We start from the raw sequence: 18206 nt of genomic DNA on the forward strand, positions 1-18206 counted from the left end.
AACCTCACAAAATCGCGGCGGCCTTGGTCAGGAACCAGATGATGATTACCACCAGTAGGGCCCCGATGCCGACCACAGCGCCGAGATCTTTCCAGGTCTTGCGCTGGTTCTGCACGTCGGCATAGACGGTCAGGGAATGCCAAGCCACACCGAGAAAAGCGAGTAGGGCGATTAGCAGACCAAGCAGGATGCCGCCGTCGTAGGCGTAGTTTTTGATCGTCTCGATCAACCCGGATCCTTCGCCGCGCGACGGGGCTTCCATGGTGGGAAGCTCGGCAAAAGCCAGGCTTGGACCGAGTATCAGGAGCAGACCGATCAAGCGTTGGCTCGCTCGATCACGCAGGTTGTTTTTCAGAGGGGTAAAGCACTTGAGCATGGCGGCGATCTCCTGGATTAGGACAGGGTGAAGAACATTAGTACGAGCAGGGCGAGCAAGACGCGCGCGGTGCTGCCGCCGAGGGCCCCAAAGCGCACACTGCCGGCGGCCCAACCCCGGTAAGCCGTCCACATCACCCAGGCACACCAAAGCAAAGCCAGGACGAGAACCAGGGACAGCCACAGTGTCGAACTGCTCTGTGCCGAAAAGCCGGAGGCGTTTTGGAATGCAGCGGTCTGGGTGTCGGTCATGCTCACGGCGAGGGCTCCGCAGGCGGAGTGTCGAGGCGGTAATCGCCGACCAGATCACCAGGATCGCGGGGTTGCGCACGGGAGGGGAACAGATAGCTCTGCACCCCTTGGCGGATGCGCTGGATGTCTTGGATCAGTTGGGGGTAGTCGAAGCGGTAGCGCTCATTCGGTTGAGCGTTGCTGGATCTCTCGGCTTGAGCGGTTAGACGTTCGATAACGTCGAGCTGCTGCCGGACTAGACTGAGTTGTGCCTCTTCATCAGCCGGTGCGGCATCACTGTTTAAATGGATAGTGGCTAGCACAAACAGCAGCGAACAGCGGATCGGTGTCGTTGGCATGATATTGGCTCTAGTAATACCTATCTAAAGAGTCTCGCCAAACAAGCCCGGATTCAGTCGGAAATATGGAATGCTACCAATCAGTTTTTCTGGGTTTGGTGATATTGTGTTTCTGAATTTTTTGGTCGGTGCGGTTTAACCGAATAGGGAGGGCGGTAGTGAATCGAATAGCCGGTGTCACCGAAGAGTATTGGGGCGCTCTTGATGAGGATCATCGTTTTAAATGGAAGCTTTTTAATCGTGCTATTACCTTTGCTGGGGCGTTAATCGTAACAAAAACCGGCTTAAATTATGTGGACTGGATATTGGCTGCTGTCGCGGCATTGCTGCCAATGCTCTTGATAGAAAGTCAACGCAGTTATAGATCATTTAGCTCTCGATTGCGAAAGCATATAGTTCGATTTTTTATATTGCTAGGAACTTGGTGTTTGGTGGTTCTTGGAATGGCTTACTTTATACAGGTGGGGCTAATTTCAATTGTGAATGTTTTTATTCCAATGGTTGGTGCTTATCAAGCTGTAGTCATTAATAATATTTCGCCTCTGGCGCTGGTATTGATATTTGCCGTTTGCGGAATCTTCGCAATGGTTAGGGTTTTTAAGGACCTAGGATTTTGGGATCTAATTTATCACTTGCCACGTCAGCAGCTGAAAAAATTGCTAGTTTACAAGGTCTTTAAGGCGGACTGTTTTGCGTTGTTTGCTTGGTTCGAGATAACGGTGGTTTTGGTGGGGTTTTTATATATAAATACGGTTGCTGAGATATTTAAGTTGTTCGTTATTATGTTTGATGCCACTGTGCGGCAGTAGTGCGAACGGGAAAGCATAGCCGTGAGGGTGTCCTTGGTATGAGGTTGTCTCATACTGTGTATAGGTTTAACTCATACTCTAAGGGGGTAGAAAAAATGAGTCTAAAGTCTGGATTTATGAGGGATGGTGGCAAAAAGTATAAAGAAGACCTTTTTTAAAAGCGGTGCCTTCTTCCGAACGCATAAACGAGGTTTTCTATGCCCATAATTTGACCGGCGCTAGGCTTGAGCTCGTTAAACAGATATGTATTGATTTTGAGAAGGAATTGTCGTATCTGAATGAGCAGCTCGCAATTCATCGGCTAGACCCCGTTGGCTGGTCATTGGTTTGTAGGTTTCTGAGTCAAGATAATTTTTACGCGGAAGTCGGTAAATGTGCGTATGTCCCCAAGAATTATGAAATCCGAATATCTTTAGGGGTACCAGCGACTGTTCTGTCCGTGGCGATAGAATTAATATCTCTACAGGTTGACAGTGAGTCAAGTCATCTTGGAAAACAATACGGTGGTTCGAGTTGCTCTGTAGAAAGTCTTTTTCCAGGTGTGACTTCCGTTTCTGAAATTGGCGGGGCTGCTACCAATTTGGCTCTGGATGTGTGCCTGCTATTATATTTCCATGAAGTGGCGCACATGGTTTTTGGGCATTGTGATTATCGTCCTAGAAACTCCAAAGAAGTGCGCGCGCTTGAATTTGATGCAGACTTTAATGCGGGATCTATTTTCGGCTCTTGGGTTATGGGCTTGCCTAGTGCAATTAGAAGGCCGTCTAGCTCCAGCGAGTTGGTTGTGCGATTAATTCGTGCGGCATTTGTTTTGGGCGTTATTTTTAAGGCTGTTTCGCGGGAGTCTGAGAATTATCATTATCCAAGTGTTAGAGTTGCAAGTTTTATGTCTGGTGGTGTGTTTTCGATGACAAAAAATGGACATGCTCCAGGGTTTAGTGACGATGGTGAGGGCGATAAGTATTGGGAGCAGATTGTGCGTGATGTACAAGCGCCTTTATTGGATGCGTTGAGGCGCTCTTCTCTTTCGCGTTTTTCAGGAACTGAAATCGAAATTCAGCGAGACTGGGATGAGTTGAATTCTGTTACGTACAAAGTGCGTAATGAACTAAAAGATGGTCCTTTGGCTACGCTCAGAGTAACTCCGTAACAGGAGAGAGTCACGACTGGAACGCGCCACTTTTAAAGTGGCGCTGGCGCTATAGGTGTTTTTTGAAGGTCGCCGCGGTGATAGCTGTGGTTATTCCGAGCATCATTGCGCAAGGCAAAAAAACGGCCATAGGATTGAGCGAAAAGGGCAGGGACAGATACATGACCCAGGGCACGAGCAGCAGGGGTATCACTGCTCGTTTAGCGCGGTGATAGACAAAACTGCTTTCACGCCCGGCTCCAAACTTGCGCAGGTCGCGGCGCATCAAGCCATCGACAAAACCGGTGAGCGTGGCCAACAAAAATAGTGGTGTGGACAGGACCAGAATGGTCAGACGCACCACGAAGGTAAAGGTCACATATACCGCCGCCAGCACGAAGTCCTCAATGCTCACGTAGAGCTGATTGGTCCAGCCCCAAGGGCCGTTGCCTTGGCTCGACACCTGCGCCTGCCGGGCAAAATCCGCAAAGCCAGTCTTGACCAGCAGCCACTGATTGAGAAAATCCAGCCACTGGACAATCGTCTGTCCAGGCTGTTGGATGATGAGTGAAGCTTTGAAGTGCTCGCTGAGCCATCCCAATTCGCTATTCAACATGGCCTGGCTGTGTCGCCAACCCTGATCGCCCCAGAACAGCAGCAGGCCGGCGAACTCTATGAAGATCGAGAACAGCAACGAGGCGATCAGCAATCCGATTATGCGCAGGATCAGGCTGATCGCCGAGATGATCAACCCCGGGCGCTGTACCGGTTGTGGCGGCGTGTGCCGGACGGAACTCGCCATCGTTCACTCCATTGCGCGCTGCAGTGTTGATGTCGTCACGACGCCTTCTGGACAGTTTTCTGCTGGATCGAAACCAGGTGGGGTAGGGCTACCCCACCTGATCCAAATCGAAGTTGGTTGTTGGGCCGCCCCCGCTGGCAGTCCACCATTGGCCCGCCTGCTCGTTGTAGGTGGCCCGCATTCGCTGAGTAAGCTCCTGCAGGTCTTTGGGCATAGCATCGTCGTTGGAGGGTTTTGGCAACGGCATGCGGACTTTCCAGAGCTGCCCACCGGCCTGGAAGGAGAACATTTGCCCCTTGGGTAAACTGACGATATGAGCGGGCTCGATCAGCGGCACACTGGTGCTACTGACACGGTCCTGTGAGGACGAGGTGAAGTCGGTGTTGGCCTCAGGATCGGAGGTGTCGGTGGCTCCCGAGACTAGGGTCTTGCTCAGTACGTTGACCTTGGGCAACTGCTGGGTGAGCAGTTCCGCGGTGGCAGTCTCGCGTACGCGGAGCATCTGCAACGTATTGAAGTTACCAATAACCTGGCCGGCCTTGGCGCGATCACCAATGCGCGCTTCGATATCACTGAGGGTCTGGGTGTAAGCCGTCACCTGGATGCCAGCGCCACCGCCCTTGTTGATCAGCGGGATGAATTCGTCGCCCATCAACTCGTTGAACTCATCGGCATGCAGGTTGATCGGCAGCTTGTCACTGCTGCTGCTCGATGCGGGCAGGCCATGGTCAATGCCATGTTTGTAGATGTGGCCCGCGACCGAGACCAAGTCGGCGAACATGGAGTTGCCGACGGCGGCAGCCACCTCGGCATCGGTCAGTGCATCCAGACCGATGTAGACGATGCCGCGTTTACGGATGATCTGCATCCAATCGAAGATTGGCCGCGGATCATCTAAATCGGTGTAGTTGGGAGCCAGTAGTTGGGCGGTCTTGCCGGTGGTAAGTTTCTCCAGCAGCGGCAGTAGCGAAGCCACGATTTTGTCAAAGTAAGTGCGGTCGTAACGCACTGCTGACCGCAGTCCATCCAGCACCGGATCGAACACCCGTTTCGCCGCCAGGTATTGTTCGATGGCCACCACGCGCTTTTCGCGTCCGATCATATGCCGGGGAATGTTTTTCTCGGTGAGTTTGCCTTCGAGCTGGACGATCACCTCCCACGCCTTAGGGTCGGTCTTGGCGAAAAACTGCTGGGCGTACTCGATGAACAGCGCGTCGATATTGACCACATGGCGCTGGATCTGCAGGTAGTCTGGGCGTCGGCCCAACTCGATCAAAGCCCGGGCAATGATATTGACGAAGCGCCAGGCAAACTCACGGAAAGCTGCGGAGTTTCCTTCGCCGCTGAGCTGCCCAGCGATGCGCGACGCCACTTCCGAGATGCGCCCGAAACGTCCCACGGCGTTGTAGCGCGCGGAGATTTCTGGCCAGCCTAGATGGAAAACATAGAACTCATTTTCTCGACCGGCGCGTTTGGCTTCGACGTACATGCGCTTGAGCAGGTCGGCATCGCCCTTCGGATCGAAGACAATCACTACCTCGTGTTCGACGCGGTGTATGTCCTGGGTGATATACACCTCGGCGAGTCGCGTCTTGCCAACACGGGTCGTGCCCAGCACGAGGGTATGTCCGACTCGTTCACCCAGCGGCAGACTGACTTCCGTTTCGTCGGGCTCAACCCCATGCAACAGCGGTGAGCCACCGACTGGGGGTAAAGGGCGCAACGGATTAAAGGCGCTGTCCCAGGCCGTGACACGGGCCAGTGTCGAGAGCGGAAACGGTGCATGTTCTAGGCGACGTTCGAGTCCACGTGCCAGGCGGTAACGGGTCGGTTGGTCGACGTAGTGAGCGACGGCAGGATCCTGGGCCTCAACCAAGCGCTGGGTGTGCAGGCGGGCCCAGCGAAAGCCGCGGCCCATGAACAGACGTTTGCGGCTCACCGGAATCTGCCGGCTGGTCAGCTCGTAGCGAGGCAGCCGGCGGATATTGCGCCGATAGCGCAACACTTCCCAGGCTTGTCGGAGGCGGATCAAACCGAGCAGGGCATAGGCCAGCGCTGCAACCAGACCGATCTCGGGTGACAGGGCCACGGCCCAGGGCGAGTACACGCACAACACCGCGGCGGCGATGCAGATCGCTACGGTGTACAGCTCCACTGCGGGGCGGAGCTTGGACTCCATCGCATGCTCGGCCATGACCTAAACTCACTGTTCCAGTGAGGTGGCGGTGATCAAGACCGGGTAGTGCTCTATCTGCAGGCGGGTGGCGATGTCGTTGCCGTTGACCGGCAGGATGGTGATGCCCGGCGCGGCTGCTCGAATTCGGGCCAGGGCTTCAGTATCGGTCACTTCGACGGCGAGGCCGGCCGCACCCATTTCTTGCAGTTCAGTCGCACGCTGATGCAGCCAAACCAACGATTGGGGATCTTCCCCGACAAGGAAAAATGGCTGCAAGCCCGGCATGTCCAGGGTGCGAGTTGTGATCTGGCCTGGGCTCAAGTGAGAGCTGCGCACGGGCAGTATCCAGGTCTCATCGGCAAATGCAGATTGGTCTGCATGTATGGCCCGAGCAGGCTGAGTCTTGTTGTTTATTGGCGGCCTGGAAGCTTCAAACTGGGGGCGGGTGAAACCGCCAGGCTGAACTTCTGCAAACGACAGTCCCGGCTGGGCGAGCGCAGCCAAGAGCACGGCGAAGTAATACCCACTGGGAAGTCGCTTCATGGTGGTGTGCCCTGTTTGAAGGAAAGCCTGCCGAGTTGGCGGGTAAAGCCGGCGCGGTAACGCGCGGCCGGCGTTCCTCCTGCCGGGCGGTGATAGCGTCCGGCCGCTGACACCCAATCACCGGTGGCGGCGTGATGCCTCTGTAGCAGCGCGGCGGTGACGGCGAGATTTCGGTCGGGGTCGAGGGCTTCACAGGGGCTGGAAAAAAGCTGTCCGTGGTAGCCCAGGTTGGTTTGCCCCAGTCCGGCATCGACCCGCTTGGCGTCATGTTGGGCAAGCGCCTGGAGCAAGGCGTGACAGGCGGCCTGGTGAGTGGCGAAGCGGTAGGGTGTTCCGGCGATGTTCAAGGTCCACGGCCAGGGCAGTAGTCGGCCACGGACGCGGATACCACTCTCCTGCAGCGCAATCGCGAACAGCACCGTAGACGGGATGTCGGCGTCATGCGCCGCCAGTTGATAGGCCGGAGGCGGAAGTTCGTCAGCCTGGACGGCGAGCACTGTCAGCAGGAGCGCAATAGCACTCACTCTAGGCGTTGCCATTGTCCATTCACCTGTTGAAATGTGGCAGGCAGTGGTCCCGGGGCACCCAGGCTAAACCAGCGACCACGGTCATGGTTCAGGGTGATCTGCCGGCGTTGAACCTTGGACGGATCGATGTCTGCTTGCCGAGCCCAGCTACGGACGCGTTCATCCTCGCCTTGGCTGCCCACAAGGTAGATATCGAACTCCGTGTCGCTGCTTTGCAGGCGTTGCGCTTCGGCGGTACACGCCGGGCAGTGGTCCTCCACAAACAAAGCAGGGCGCGGCGCGACCGATGAGCTGGCAGGGGGCGGGGACGCCATGCCCTGGATCGGCAGCAGCCCGGGAAACAGCTTGGCCCAGGCAACGGTGTATGCGTTTTGGTAAGCCAACTCGCGCTCGGCGCGTTTGGCTTCCATCGCTACTTGTAAATCGGCATAGCGCTGGCGTTCTTGGTCGGTCTCTGCCTCGACGCCGAGCGCAGTCAGCGGATCGAGGTTCGGACTCCAGAAACCGCGCGGACCGGCTTGAATCCTTTCGAAGCGTATCCACTCCTGCTCCGTGAGACCCCAGCTTGCAGCTTGTTCAGAGTGCGAGCGTCCCAAGGGAATGGACTGGGTGTCCCGGTCCTGTGACGGTGCCGTGACAGGGTTGCTCATCGCAGCGCCCATGCTAAGCAGTGAAACGAGACAGACGACGGGGGACAGTGGCGTTCGGTTCATGATCGCCTCTCAAGGGAGGTACACGGTCTGGTCTGGCTGAGTGGCCACAGCGAAGATAGCCGCGTTCGGCTCTAGCACCTTCAACTGCCATGTGCCGAGCTGCTCGCCGTTGTGCAGCAACTGGATATCCTTGAGCGAACGACTATCAGGAGGAGCTACCGCCAGAAAGCGCTCGCCACCGCGAGATTCAACACCCAGCATTGAGAATGGCGGTGAGAGCGGGGCAGGCTTGGCGCGAGCGGCTTTATTCGGCTTAGCCGAGGAGGGCGTTGGTGGTGGTGGGAGTGGTGGCTGGGTCTTGATGTCCAGGAGTTGCTGCTCGACGTGCTCAAGTCGCACGCGCAGCGCGATCATGTCGGCTTCGGTGGCGCGGTCTGCCAGACCGTCGCGTAGCTCCTGTATCTCTTGCGCCCATTGATCCAACATCGGATCGAGGGTATTGGCCTGTTGCTCACCGGTATCGACCATTTGCTTCAGGTCTTTCAGTGCGTATTGCAGCTTTTCCTGTGCGTCCATGAGCGTGTTGGAGTCACGTTGCAGGGTATCCAGTGTCTGGAAGCGTTGAACGTTCGCATTTTCCAGCTCGGTCACGCGTTGAGACTGGTTGTACAAACCACCAGTGAGCCCGGAGACCGCCAGGCAAAGTGAGCCGACAATGAGGGTTTGGAACGTCGTGGATTTCATGGGCGTGCCTCCGGCTGATGGGGCGCGCTGGGTGCGACCCGCACGACGGCAGCATCATTTTTTTGCCGTTCGAAGCAGACCGAACGGCCAACCTCATCGATCGTGAGTTGCCAGGCGGGGCCAGCCAGTACTTGTAGCGCGCTGCGCAAAGAAATCGGCCCGAGCCGGTAATGGGCAGCGGGCAGAGGCCGGGTAAACAGTATATTTACTGGTTCGGCAGCAGGGCAGAGCGAATACCCCGAGCGCTGCAGCACGTAGTGCATCGCCTCCTGTACCGAGGGATTCAGGTTGGACGGGATGCTCACGTCAATGATTTGAGCGAGAAGATCACGTTGCTCCGTGGTGGGCTCGGTGCTGACCAGCGTATAGCGGCCATAGCGGAGCTCTGACGGATGGCTTTCGCCGGCCCGGCTCCGCGATAACTGGGGCCGGTTAGAGCCGCCGTCAGTCTCTGGATTAGTCGGCAATAGGGTGGAGATTTGCGCGCTGCAGGCACTCAACAAGCCCAGCAGGCAGACAGGCGTGAAAAAACGCTCCATTGAAAAAACCTCATGTCAGATTCAATGCAGAACCTGACATGAGGTGAAGGAGCGATTCAGTGAGAAAGTTGATTCAAGGCGGCTCGTGTTAACGCTGAATGCGTTGCTATTCAAAAAACGCGAGCCCATCCAAGACGGCGGCGTCGGGGTCGAAGATCAACAATCGCACATCGGCCAATGCAGCCAGATACAGCAGGTTGACCAGGGCCTCCGGTGTGCCAGCGTCGAGCTGCTCCTGCCTCAGCGATGTGTAAGGGCCGCCTTCAATCCTCATCAGATTTTCGTCGGTCCAGGGCGTGCCGATCAGCTTACACCCGAGGCCATTGCAGTCTCTCAGGGCGAAGGGTTCAAACAACAGACCGGTTGGCCCAGCGTTGAAGCTGCTAGCCCGGTGTTCCAAGTAGCGCAATGCCTCTTCAGTGAGGTGTACGGAACTGATCTCCCAGGCTCGACTGTAGTGCCCCGTTTCGAAGTTGAAGCGATGGATCATGGCTTGGGCTTCCTCAAGGGAATACAAGTCGCCGACGTGATGTCGCTCGCCGAGCATCTCGCCAATTACGGAATAAACCACTTGGCGCACCAGCCCGGTGGACGGACAGCACTCATCCAACTCACCTGGAATGAATTGTCCTTCGCTGATCAAGGCGAAATCATCGTTGAACAAGCAGGGGAACGGTTCCAGCGCATCATCGGGTAGATGAGCTTGTGAGTCGTGTATGGAGCGAAAGCAGGGAGGGCAGGCGTTCGCGTAGGTGATCAGCAGCAGCCGTTCGATAAATAGATTGTTATAGGCGCGAACGAATGGGTTCGAGGCTCCCAGCATGGCTGGGGCTTGGGTGGTGCAGTTCATGAGTATTCTCCGGGATGAAAATGAACAAGGCGCCCGAAGGCGCCTGTAAGGGTTAAAGCCAACCGTATTCGGCAAAAGAAAGTGGGCGACCTTCACCCACGATGAAGTGATCCAGTACGTGAACCTCGATCAAGGCCAACGCCTCTTTCAACCGTGCGGTCAAGACGCGATCTGCCTGGCTGGGTTCCGTACATCCCGAAGGGTGGTTATGCACAAAAATGGCAGCTGCTGCGTTATGTGTGAGGGAGCGCTTGACGACTTGGCGGGGGTAAACGCTGGCGCCATTGATGCTTCCCTGAAAGAGGATCTCAAATGCCAGAACGCGATGGCGGGCATCGAGAAAAATCACACCGAAAACTTCATGCTCTTGTGGCGCGATATGCAGTTTTAGGTATGAGGCCACGGCGTCAGGTGACGTCAGATTGGGGCCGCGGGTGAACAGCCAACGATCCAGAATGTTCAGCGCTTCGTCGATCAGCTGATTTTCCTGGGCGATACGATTAGCCTCGACATCCGAGGTTTCAATCAGGGTGAGTTGGGTGCTCATGGGTACCTCCGAAGGGAACAGTCCGGGGGTACACACCCGAGGGAGTGGAGTCCCCGAGGTGGATATAGAGTCACGGGCATTACCCGATGACGCGCTGTTTACAGCCGAGCGAATCGGTGGCGTTGTCCGTGCAGGTGTGAATCACAAGCATCGCAGGGCAACGGGGAGAGGGGTCTTATTCCCCGGCCTGTTTCGGAATCGAAGTCGGCACTGATGGGCATTAATCGAACCAGTCCGCGATGGAGGCCGGCGATGCGTTTCTCGATCTCATCCGTCGTGTAGTAGAGCGATAACGTGCTGTAGTCCTCGTAAGCCGCAGTGAACAGGCAGGCGTCGCAAAGCCAGAAGGATTCCATGTTGGTTCTCCTGTGCTGATTGAAGAAAAGGCGCTCGATTGAGCGCCTTGATGTAAACATCGTGGATTGTTCAGGCGGACTGAACAGTACGTGTGGCGACACGGCTGGCCGTGCGGGGAGTGGGTGTAGATTCAGGCTCAATCCTGGACTCTGTTGGGTTGTCGGTATCCTCAGCTTCGACATCAGCCGACGTTGGGGATGGCTCACTATTTGGCGCTTGCTCAGCAGGTGCTGTTGCCTCCTGCCTGGCAGGCGCTTTGTATTCGAACGTGCCGTTGACCTTGATCCAGTCGATGTACAGCAGACGACCTTTCAGGCTGGCGCCCGGTTGGCCTTGTTTATCGCCTTTCTCATAGAGAAATGGGTCAATCCACAGGTCGCCGATACGGAATGACAGCAAGACCTTTTTCTCGGTTTTGACGGCGTCCATGTAGAGACGAATCAAGCGTTCAGCTTCGCCTCCAGCGACTTTGCAGTCGAAGCGGGTGTACTCGACCGCATCGGTGGCGCCGTGCAGAGCCGCGATATCGCAGGCCATGAACGGCTGGCCGCGACGGACTTGTACTTCGCGGACACGGTTGAGGTAGCCGATACCGACGGTGTGCAGGTTGAAGTAAGTGGTCGCTTCTTGGGATTGGTTGGCGTGGGCCATGGTGGTTCTCCTTTCAAGGGAAAAACGGAGACGCACAGCCCCTGACGGGGAAGTGAGCCCCGTCAGGGTGGGTAAGGTGAAGGCGAGCGATGAACGACACGCCGCCGGCAAGCCGATGACGATCCGAACGATGCGCCTGGGGAATAGCGATGCAGCAGGAGAGGATCCGCAGTAGTGGTCAGCGGATCTGGGGATAGTGGGCATTCATCACCGCTGAGGCGGTAATCGTGCGAGCCTCCGAATGCTGATCGCACTTGGGTAAACCACCACAAGCGTGGCGTAGCCTTGAAGGTTCAAGCTACCTGGGCTGGGCTGTCAACGACAGCGAACCACGCCCTTTGTATAAGCCTGTCACAGGGGGGCGTCAAGACGCCGCAAGCTGATTTTTTATAGTCGGAATACAGTGGACATTATTGGAATGAAAAAAATGAAGAGCGGGCCTGACGGGGTGCCAGGCGAGGAACAGAAAAGCCACCTTAGGCGGTCTGACGCAGTCGACAAGCTCCTCGCAAAACTTGATTTAACTGAGCCATGATTCGCCAACCGACCCTTGTCGTGGCCTGGGTCGGAACATGCTGGCACGCATCCGCGCACAAAGGGTGCCCAGTGTTTCCCCGGCGGGCTCCGGGACTGAATGCGATCGCCGTAGCGGATGACCGCTGATGCCTGGCAGAGGCAACAGTGGTCATCCGCCACATTGATCCGGTCGAGCACAAAACGGGAACGGAATTCCGCAGAAGAGAAGGCTCCGAACTCAAGGAGTTCGACCGAGCTACCCGGAGCGAATCGGTCTTGGGTCGCCGTTGGCGATGATCCTGAGGCACTACAGCAGAGAGGGGGAGATGACGTCAAGGCAGAGAGCCTCCCCTCAAAGGCCCGGATATCGAATACCAGCGCATAAGCTCATTTGTTGGCGAGATGAGCAGCCAGTTGTTCGACAGTAGCCAGGATAAAGGCACGGTCGCTTTCTTTCAGTCCACGCAGCAAACCCGCGATCATCTGGCCTTGGTCATTGGGGCGATTGCTCGACTCCGTCAGCAGTTCATCCATCCGGCAGTCGAAAATATCTGCTAACTGCATCAGCTTGACCACGGAGAGCTCCACCACGCCTCGCTCCAGGCGCGAGATGGCTTCACTGCCAATCCCCAGGCGTTCAGCCACCTCTTCCTGGGTCAGATTACGCTGGGTTCGGTGCTTAGCGATCATGCGCCCGATTTGGGCTTGGGTCGGATGTTTATGTGCCAAGTGATGAGTTCTCCAGTTCAACCCGAATGGTTGAGCAAAGACCCGTTGACATGAACATCCTTAAAGGTTGTGTATAGACTTATAAGGTTGCTATATTGGCTGAAATAGCTGTGTAATGCGACGAGGGTTCTGTTCCTCCAGGGTCAGACTCCAAGATGGCCATTGAGAATGAACGGTCTGATAAGGACAAGCTGAGGATTGGTTGAGCATGGAAGAGGAGAGCAAGGATGTTATGGATCGGATCTGGGAGCGAACACTGGAGCTGTTCATCAAGATTCATGATTGCCCTGAGAATTCCGAGCATTTCGACAGCCTTGTCCATTGGCTCAACGAAGATCCTGCTCACCTGGAAGCGTTCAACGAATTGGGGCAGATATGGATTGCGACAGGTCTCGCCTTGGCCCGTGAAATTGGACAACCACTAAGTGAGTTGGAGAGGGATCAGCCGCCGTTAATGATGCACTGACCCTTACATCGCCCCAACACTCATATTGATCTCCAATGGCGCGTCACGGGCGACGCGTATCTTTTCTGATGGGCACAGTGCCCTTACAGTCCGGATAGTGCGAGCATGACCAGAACGGCCCTGATTTTCCCTTACGCCTGAGCATTGAGACATCGCAAATGGGGCAGACCGGACCGGCTTCGATAGGCATGGCTAAAGTAAGTGAGCCGCAGCTTGCGACCAGCTGCGCTATCCAATTCACTTGCTTGGCGACGAACGCATCCAGGCTCAGACGTCCCGCTTCGATTTCGTCCAGAGCCTGCTCCCAGATCGCGGTCATACCCGGATCAGTGACTGCAACGGGTACCGACTCGATCAGGGTATGGGCCGCCGCCGAGGCTATTAAGGCGCGTTTTTTCTTTAGCAAATAACCACGATCAATCAATCCCTTGATGATGCCGGCTCGTGTGGCTTCGGTACCGATACCGGTGGTTTCCCGAAGTTTCTGTTTCAGGCGTGGATCGTTGACCAACGTGGCCACATTTTTCATGGCCTTGATCAGATCGCCCTCGGTCAGCGCTTTGGGAGCGGCGGTGCGCATGGACTTGAGTTCGACGTCGTCCACGGCGCAATGAGTACCCTGTTGCAAGACTGGTAAAGCTTGGGCCTTTTGATTGGGCTCATCCTCCTCGGTGTTTTCGTAGAGCAAACCTTTCCAACCCTGAACCAGGATCTGTTTGCCAACGGCGGTCAGTCGTTCTTCACCACACTCCAGTTCTACGTGGGTCCGATCAAACTCATGATGTGGAAGAAACTGCACAAGGTAGTGGCTGCGAATCAGTTCGTAGACTTGGCGTTCTTGTTCGGACATCCGCGCAAGGTTCGCCGGCTCGCTGGTGGGGATAATGGCGTGGTGCGCGGTGACCTTGGCATCGTTCCAAACGCGGGAGTGCAATGATTGATCGAGGCTTCCGAGCGCAGGCCGTAGTGCGGGATCCGTTTTGAGCAGGGCATCGAAAACTGTGGGTACCTCGTTAAACATACTCTCTGGCAAATAGCGGCAATCGCTGCGCGGATAGCTGGTGGCTTTGTGCGTTTCATATAGGGCTTGGGCTATGTTCAGGGTTTCTTGAACGCCAAGCCCCAGCTTGCGTGAACAGACTTCTTGCAGTGTGCTCAGGTCGAAGGGTAGGGGTGGCGCTTCGCGGAAATGCTCAGTCTGCAGCGAGAGTACTGTGGCGGTTTTACTGCTGAAGATCGCTTCGACGGTCTGACTGGCAAGCGCCTGCTCTAGGCAACGGCCGGCCTCGTCACTCCCTGAGCTGGGTGGTAACCACGACGCGATGAATGGTTGTCCCATTGAGGACAGGTGCACATCCACTTCCCAGTAGGGCTCCGAGACGAAGCTGGCAATTGCACGATCTCGATCGACCACCAGACGCAAGGTGGGTGTCTGTACGCGTCCAACGGACAATACGCCCTCGTAGCCCGCTCGCCGTCCGAGAAGGGTGAACAAACGACTGAGGTTCATGCCGATCAGCCAGTCAGCCCGGCTGCGGGCGAGGGCTGAGTAGTAGAGTGGAAAAGTCTCCTGACCAGACTTGAGCGAGGACAATGCCTTGCGAATCGACGCCTCATTGAGTGCCGACAACCAGAGGCGTTGAACGGGGCCTCGGTAATTGCAGAGTTCCAGTAGCTCGCGGGCAATCATTTCGCCTTCTCGATCGGCATCGGTGGCGATGACAACGGTGCGAGCTTCGCTGAGCAGACGTTTGATGACGTTGAACTGTGCCGCTGTCTTGGGCTTGACCTCGACCTGCCATTGCTTGGGAATGATCGGGAGGTGGTCCAGTGACCAGGATTTGAGATGCTTGCCATAGGCTTCGGGTGGGGCGGCCTCAAGCAGGTGGCCGACACACCAGGTAACGGTTATTTCGGGTCCGATCAGGCAGCCATCACTGCGCCGGTTGGCTCCGAGAACCTTGGCGATGTCACGACCTTGGGAAGGTTTCTCGCAAAGAAAGAGGCGCATAGAACTGCTCCGGATTGAGTTCGGAGCAGCGTTGTTGGAAACAGTAATGGCGAGATATGGGAAACCGGATTGCTAAGTTACCCATATTAATTTTGACGGGAAGCCAAGAACCGGAAAACTGCCAGGTCAGCAGTCATCAATAAGTACAGATTTTACCAATGGCACCCTTTAAGGTTTTCGCGCAGGATCTCAAGCAATGCGGAGTCGTCGTCAGGCTCTCCTGTGATAAGAAATGCGGCTCCTGGGACCGGAAGCATTTCAAGTTTCGGGTGAGTCTCCCAAGACCAGAACCTTCTGGGTAAAAGACCGGTAGGTCGGGCAATGGCGAGAAACGCCACGTGATCAGCCAATTCAAACCTGTGGTCCAGTTCAGAATAGGATTGCGCAATACCACAGTGTGGGCAGCATGAGACGTGCTCTTTGACTCCTCTTTTTTTGAAGTGAATCAGCTTGATCCTGCACATATCTTGAATGTGCGTGGTCTTGCGATGGATCGTGGAGACGATTTTCGGCATCTGCCGTACTAGATTCTCAGTAAATTCCGGGTCTAGTAAACAGATGTGAATTTTGCAGCTCCAGCACCGCTTTCGATGGATTCTGATGTGGTGAAGGGAGGTATTCACTTCGTGCTCAATGAATCTGAGTTTTCCCGTGAGTGCTCCTTGAATAAATTCAGGGAAGTCGATGTCTTGCTTTTCGATGGATACGAGGTAGGTGCCAGTACTGTCGGGAGACTGACGCTTGCACTCAAATCGAGGAAGTGCTTTGGTTGGCTTGCTGATGTGATGACGATACGCTTTCTTGGAAATGTCGATCCAGATACAGCGAATACCTGCTTCCACGTAGACTCTCTGACGCTCCTCGTAGTCGACATCACGCTGTGTTGATCGTTGTATTTCGACAGCCACCTTGGTCTTGCCATTCGGATGAGTACAAAGAACGTCAGCCCGATAGAATTTGCCGGAAGCTGTTACCCCTGACTGCTCAGGAAGTGCAGACCAACCCGCGGCTGTGGCAGCAAAAAGCGTTTTAATTTTAAGCATGACATGATCATCGCTTTCGCCGCCTGTTTGACTGAGTTTGCGCTCACCTGGCTTGTGGGAAAAGAAACGATGCCCAAGCCGTGAGACCTTGAGCACCGCTCGGCTTTTGGTCTCGGGCATGAAGAGATCCCGGGATTTGTTCAGTGCTTCGGTTTTCCATTCTTCGTCCGTTAGGAATACCGAGACAACGGGTGTCCCATCCCACCTATAGGCAAGCAGTCCCACAGTGCGTATCCATTGCATGATGTCGATGGGGCAATGGTACCTCGTACTGTTGTATCGCGCAGGGGCGCAATTACATACCTAATTACATCATTTATTGACCAATTACTCTTTACGTTTTCTGGGTTTTGAGGTCGCTGACGAACTCTGATTGTTGGTCCGCTCTGCACTTTGCTCGACCTGTTTTGCAGCCGTCGTCTGTTCACTGGATCGTTCCCGCATGACCACGTTCTGCACGCGATGAGGCAGGATGCCGACTCGACGGGCTTCGATTTTGAACGTCACCCGGGCGTTATCTTCGGCGTCCTCCCACTCATCGCGCACTGTCCGGCCTTCGACCAACACACGCATACCTTTCTGGTACAGCGTACTCCAGTGTTTAGCCTCGCGGTGCCAGAGCTCAACTGGCGCCCAATAGCCGCCCCGATCTTCATAGCTACCCTCGCGTGGCACCGGGTTGTCGAAGTACACATTCAGCCGTAGCAAACGCCGTGGCTCGTCATTACCTGATGGAAACTCCTGAAACTCTGGCGCACTGCCAATGTTGCCTTCGCCGACAAAAAAAGTACTCATCCTGATACCTCCACTGCGGTTGTGAGTTGGCGCAGTAGTCGTTCGGCACTGGCCATTTTGATCGCGCAGGTCGATGCCTGGCGGTAGAGCGAATGCACCACGCTCATCTGCAAGTTCAGCGCAATGCGCTCGCATTCGAAACGGTGCAATCCCTCGCGTATGGTTTGCGGCAAGGCCTTGTTGGAGACTTGGCGTTCCCAGACCGCAACGCCCATACGAGAGAAGTCACGGGTGCGCCAACGCAAAAAGGTGCTGCTCGCGCTGGTGTTCTGCAGCACCAATCGAATACCCAGCAGTGAGTAAGGCGGTTGTCCGGCTTGCTGCACCACAGCCTCCATCAGGTGACATAACTTCGCCTCGATTTCCTTCGCCATCTGCGCCAGATGTTCCAACTCCCCCTTACCCTTAAATGGTTTTAAAAGGCCTTTTAGGGAGGCAGCGTGTTCGAGTTGTCGATAGGCATCCGGTGTTAATACTTCGAGGGGCATTGGTTGAGCGGGTGTCATGGGACTCATGCTTCGTCCTCCGGCCCATTCACTGCCGCAGATGGGGCTACCGCGTCCTCTATCAACGCATCAGCGTCATCCACTGCCACAGCACCACGACGAATGATGGGTGGCGCGAACTGGGAGCGGCGATGCCCCTCAAGAATGTCCATAGGAGGTAACCCAAACTTTTCCATGGCCGCCAGAGCACGAGCGTTGTTCGCCGCCATGTCATCACGGGTAACTCCAGCATGCCGATAGCGCTGCGCCTGACCGAACAGGCTGCGCAGCAGATGGGCGCCGTCGTCGATCCAGGCTTCCATGTCCCGACGACCGATCAAGGCGGTGTGATGGGCCAACAGGGTATGCCGCACCAGCGTGTCGTAGTCAGTCAGCAGGTAGACGGCGAGAAATCCCAGTTGACTGCCAATGTACAAGGGTAAGGTGACGGGGTGGATATTGAGGTTATCGCTCATGTCGATCTGCGTCGGCAGGTCTTGTCTGATCCGGTCCAACTGCTGGGTCAGTTCCAGCATCCCAGCTTTGGCCTGCATCAATTTTTCTTCGAGCTGCACGATCGCCCAATCGGCATAGGGGTCGTCCTGGGCCGCAGTTTGTTTGATCAGGTTGGTGACACTGATGTAGCCGGCCATGCCCATGATTGAGTGCACGCCTTCACGTGCGGTCCGGCCCTGCCAGATCCGGGCGGCGTGGTGGGTATGCAGGGTCAGGGTAATGCTGCTGCGCAATGAACCCAGGTTGAGTTGATAGTGATCGGCCACGGTGTTGTCCTCGCATAGGCTTGGACGGGGACGTTGCGACAGATGAGTGTCAAGGACAGCCGGAAAGCTGAATGCGGACTGTTCGTT

23 protein-coding genes are annotated in these 18206 nt (G+C 55.8%); 3 read left to right on the forward strand and 20 right to left on the reverse strand.

Annotated elements, in window-relative coordinates:
* Positions 1 to 4: 4 nt before the first annotated feature.
* From PSH94_RS12405 to PSH94_RS12415, 3 genes are read right to left on the reverse strand one after another with little or no spacing between them, the layout of a single operon-like run.
* Complete coding sequence (locus tag PSH94_RS12405; RefSeq protein WP_305437634.1) at positions 5 to 376, reverse strand: TIGR03745 family integrating conjugative element membrane protein; 372 nt, start codon at positions 374 to 376, stop codon at positions 5 to 7.
* Positions 377 to 393: 17 nt separating this feature from the next.
* On the reverse strand, positions 394 to 633 hold the full coding sequence (locus PSH94_RS12410; protein WP_305437635.1) for a TIGR03758 family integrating conjugative element protein: 240 nt from the start codon (positions 631 to 633) through the stop codon (positions 394 to 396).
* Positions 630 to 965: an RAQPRD family integrative conjugative element protein gene (locus PSH94_RS12415; protein WP_305437636.1), complete on the reverse strand. Its 336-nt coding sequence runs from the start codon at positions 963 to 965 to the stop codon at positions 630 to 632. The genes PSH94_RS12410 and PSH94_RS12415 overlap by 4 nt, the downstream gene beginning before the upstream one ends.
* 158 nt (positions 966 to 1123) lie before the next feature.
* Between PSH94_RS12415 and PSH94_RS12420 the strand changes: the two genes are divergently transcribed.
* Both PSH94_RS12420 and PSH94_RS12425 read left to right on the forward strand, forming a co-directional pair.
* Positions 1124 to 1774 carry a hypothetical protein gene (locus tag PSH94_RS12420; protein ID WP_305437637.1) on the forward strand — a complete coding sequence of 217 codons (651 nt, stop codon included), beginning with the start codon at positions 1124 to 1126 and terminating at the stop codon, positions 1772 to 1774.
* 163 nt (positions 1775 to 1937) lie between these two features.
* Positions 1938 to 2924 (forward strand): hypothetical protein, encoded by a 987-nt coding sequence (locus PSH94_RS12425; protein ID WP_305437638.1) that lies wholly within the window; start codon positions 1938 to 1940, stop codon positions 2922 to 2924.
* A 49-nt stretch (positions 2925 to 2973) separates the two neighbouring features.
* On the opposite strand, the gene PSH94_RS12430 is transcribed toward PSH94_RS12425, so the two are convergent.
* From PSH94_RS12430 to PSH94_RS12485, 12 genes are all read right to left on the reverse strand, one after another.
* Entirely contained in the window at positions 2974 to 3705 is a 732-nt protein-coding gene (locus tag PSH94_RS12430; protein WP_305437639.1) for a TIGR03747 family integrating conjugative element membrane protein, read from the reverse strand.
* Between the two features lie 88 nt (positions 3706 to 3793).
* Positions 3794 to 5899 (reverse strand): type IV conjugative transfer system coupling protein TraD, encoded by a 2106-nt coding sequence (traD, locus tag PSH94_RS12435; protein ID WP_305437640.1) that lies wholly within the window; start codon positions 5897 to 5899, stop codon positions 3794 to 3796.
* A gap of 9 nt (positions 5900 to 5908) precedes the next feature.
* Positions 5909 to 6424 carry an integrating conjugative element protein gene (locus PSH94_RS12440; protein WP_212796472.1) on the reverse strand — a complete coding sequence of 172 codons (516 nt, stop codon included), beginning with the start codon at positions 6422 to 6424 and terminating at the stop codon, positions 5909 to 5911.
* Positions 6421 to 6963 (reverse strand): lytic transglycosylase, encoded by a 543-nt coding sequence (locus PSH94_RS12445; RefSeq protein WP_305437641.1) that lies wholly within the window; start codon positions 6961 to 6963, stop codon positions 6421 to 6423. Before PSH94_RS12445 ends, PSH94_RS12440 begins: the two co-directional genes overlap by 4 nt.
* The gene (locus PSH94_RS12450) at positions 6945 to 7664 is read right to left on the reverse strand and encodes a TIGR03759 family integrating conjugative element protein (protein WP_305437642.1); all 720 of its coding nucleotides are present in this window, start codon (positions 7662 to 7664) and stop codon (positions 6945 to 6947) included. Before PSH94_RS12450 ends, PSH94_RS12445 begins: the two co-directional genes overlap by 19 nt.
* 9 nt (positions 7665 to 7673) lie before the next feature.
* Positions 7674 to 8348 carry a chemotaxis protein gene (locus tag PSH94_RS12455; protein WP_305437643.1) on the reverse strand — a complete coding sequence of 225 codons (675 nt, stop codon included), beginning with the start codon at positions 8346 to 8348 and terminating at the stop codon, positions 7674 to 7676.
* Positions 8345 to 8887, reverse strand: coding sequence for a PilL N-terminal domain-containing protein (locus PSH94_RS12460; RefSeq protein WP_305437644.1), 543 nt, complete (start codon positions 8885 to 8887; stop codon positions 8345 to 8347). Before PSH94_RS12460 ends, PSH94_RS12455 begins: the two co-directional genes overlap by 4 nt.
* A gap of 106 nt (positions 8888 to 8993) precedes the next feature.
* Positions 8994 to 9737, reverse strand: coding sequence for an ABC transporter substrate-binding protein (locus PSH94_RS12465; protein WP_212796467.1), 744 nt, complete (start codon positions 9735 to 9737; stop codon positions 8994 to 8996).
* Between the two features lie 52 nt (positions 9738 to 9789).
* Positions 9790 to 10284, reverse strand: a complete 495-nt coding sequence (radC, locus tag PSH94_RS12470) for a DNA repair protein RadC (RefSeq protein WP_305437645.1) — start codon at positions 10282 to 10284, stop codon at positions 9790 to 9792.
* A gap of 98 nt (positions 10285 to 10382) precedes the next feature.
* On the reverse strand, positions 10383 to 10640 hold the full coding sequence (locus PSH94_RS12475; RefSeq protein WP_305437646.1) for a hypothetical protein: 258 nt from the start codon (positions 10638 to 10640) through the stop codon (positions 10383 to 10385).
* Between the two features lie 70 nt (positions 10641 to 10710).
* Positions 10711 to 11292, reverse strand: coding sequence for an STY4534 family ICE replication protein (locus PSH94_RS12480; protein ID WP_305437647.1), 582 nt, complete (start codon positions 11290 to 11292; stop codon positions 10711 to 10713).
* A gap of 903 nt (positions 11293 to 12195) precedes the next feature.
* Positions 12196 to 12537 carry a helix-turn-helix domain-containing protein gene (locus PSH94_RS12485; protein WP_048392839.1) on the reverse strand — a complete coding sequence of 114 codons (342 nt, stop codon included), beginning with the start codon at positions 12535 to 12537 and terminating at the stop codon, positions 12196 to 12198.
* 208 nt (positions 12538 to 12745) lie between these two features.
* Between PSH94_RS12485 and PSH94_RS12490 the strand changes: the two genes are divergently transcribed.
* The gene (locus PSH94_RS12490; protein WP_048392840.1) at positions 12746 to 13003 is read left to right on the forward strand and encodes a hypothetical protein; all 258 of its coding nucleotides are present in this window, start codon (positions 12746 to 12748) and stop codon (positions 13001 to 13003) included.
* A gap of 43 nt (positions 13004 to 13046) precedes the next feature.
* On the opposite strand, the gene PSH94_RS12495 is transcribed toward PSH94_RS12490, so the two are convergent.
* The 5 genes from PSH94_RS12495 to PSH94_RS12515 all read right to left on the reverse strand — a co-directional run bounded on the left by PSH94_RS12495 (position 13047) and on the right by PSH94_RS12515 (position 18119).
* A complete protein-coding gene (locus PSH94_RS12495; protein ID WP_305437648.1) occupies positions 13047 to 15014 on the reverse strand; it encodes a DNA topoisomerase III in 1968 nt (655 codons plus the stop codon).
* Positions 15015 to 15166: 152 nt separating this feature from the next.
* Positions 15167 to 16177, reverse strand: coding sequence for a hypothetical protein (locus PSH94_RS12500; protein ID WP_305437649.1), 1011 nt, complete (start codon positions 16175 to 16177; stop codon positions 15167 to 15169).
* 207 nt (positions 16178 to 16384) lie between these two features.
* Positions 16385 to 16852: a single-stranded DNA-binding protein gene (locus PSH94_RS12505; protein ID WP_305437650.1), complete on the reverse strand. Its 468-nt coding sequence runs from the start codon at positions 16850 to 16852 to the stop codon at positions 16385 to 16387.
* Entirely contained in the window at positions 16849 to 17367 is a 519-nt protein-coding gene (locus PSH94_RS12510; protein ID WP_305437651.1) for a DUF3158 family protein, read from the reverse strand. The genes PSH94_RS12505 and PSH94_RS12510 overlap by 4 nt, the downstream gene beginning before the upstream one ends.
* Positions 17364 to 18119, reverse strand: a complete 756-nt coding sequence (locus tag PSH94_RS12515) for a PFL_4669 family integrating conjugative element protein (RefSeq protein WP_305437652.1) — start codon at positions 18117 to 18119, stop codon at positions 17364 to 17366. The genes PSH94_RS12510 and PSH94_RS12515 overlap by 4 nt, the downstream gene beginning before the upstream one ends.
* Positions 18120 to 18206: the final 87 nt, after the last annotated feature.

This window comes from Pseudomonas sp. FP2254, assembly GCF_030687695.1.
Taxonomy (GTDB): Bacteria; Pseudomonadota; Gammaproteobacteria; order Pseudomonadales; family Pseudomonadaceae; genus Aquipseudomonas; species Aquipseudomonas quebecensis.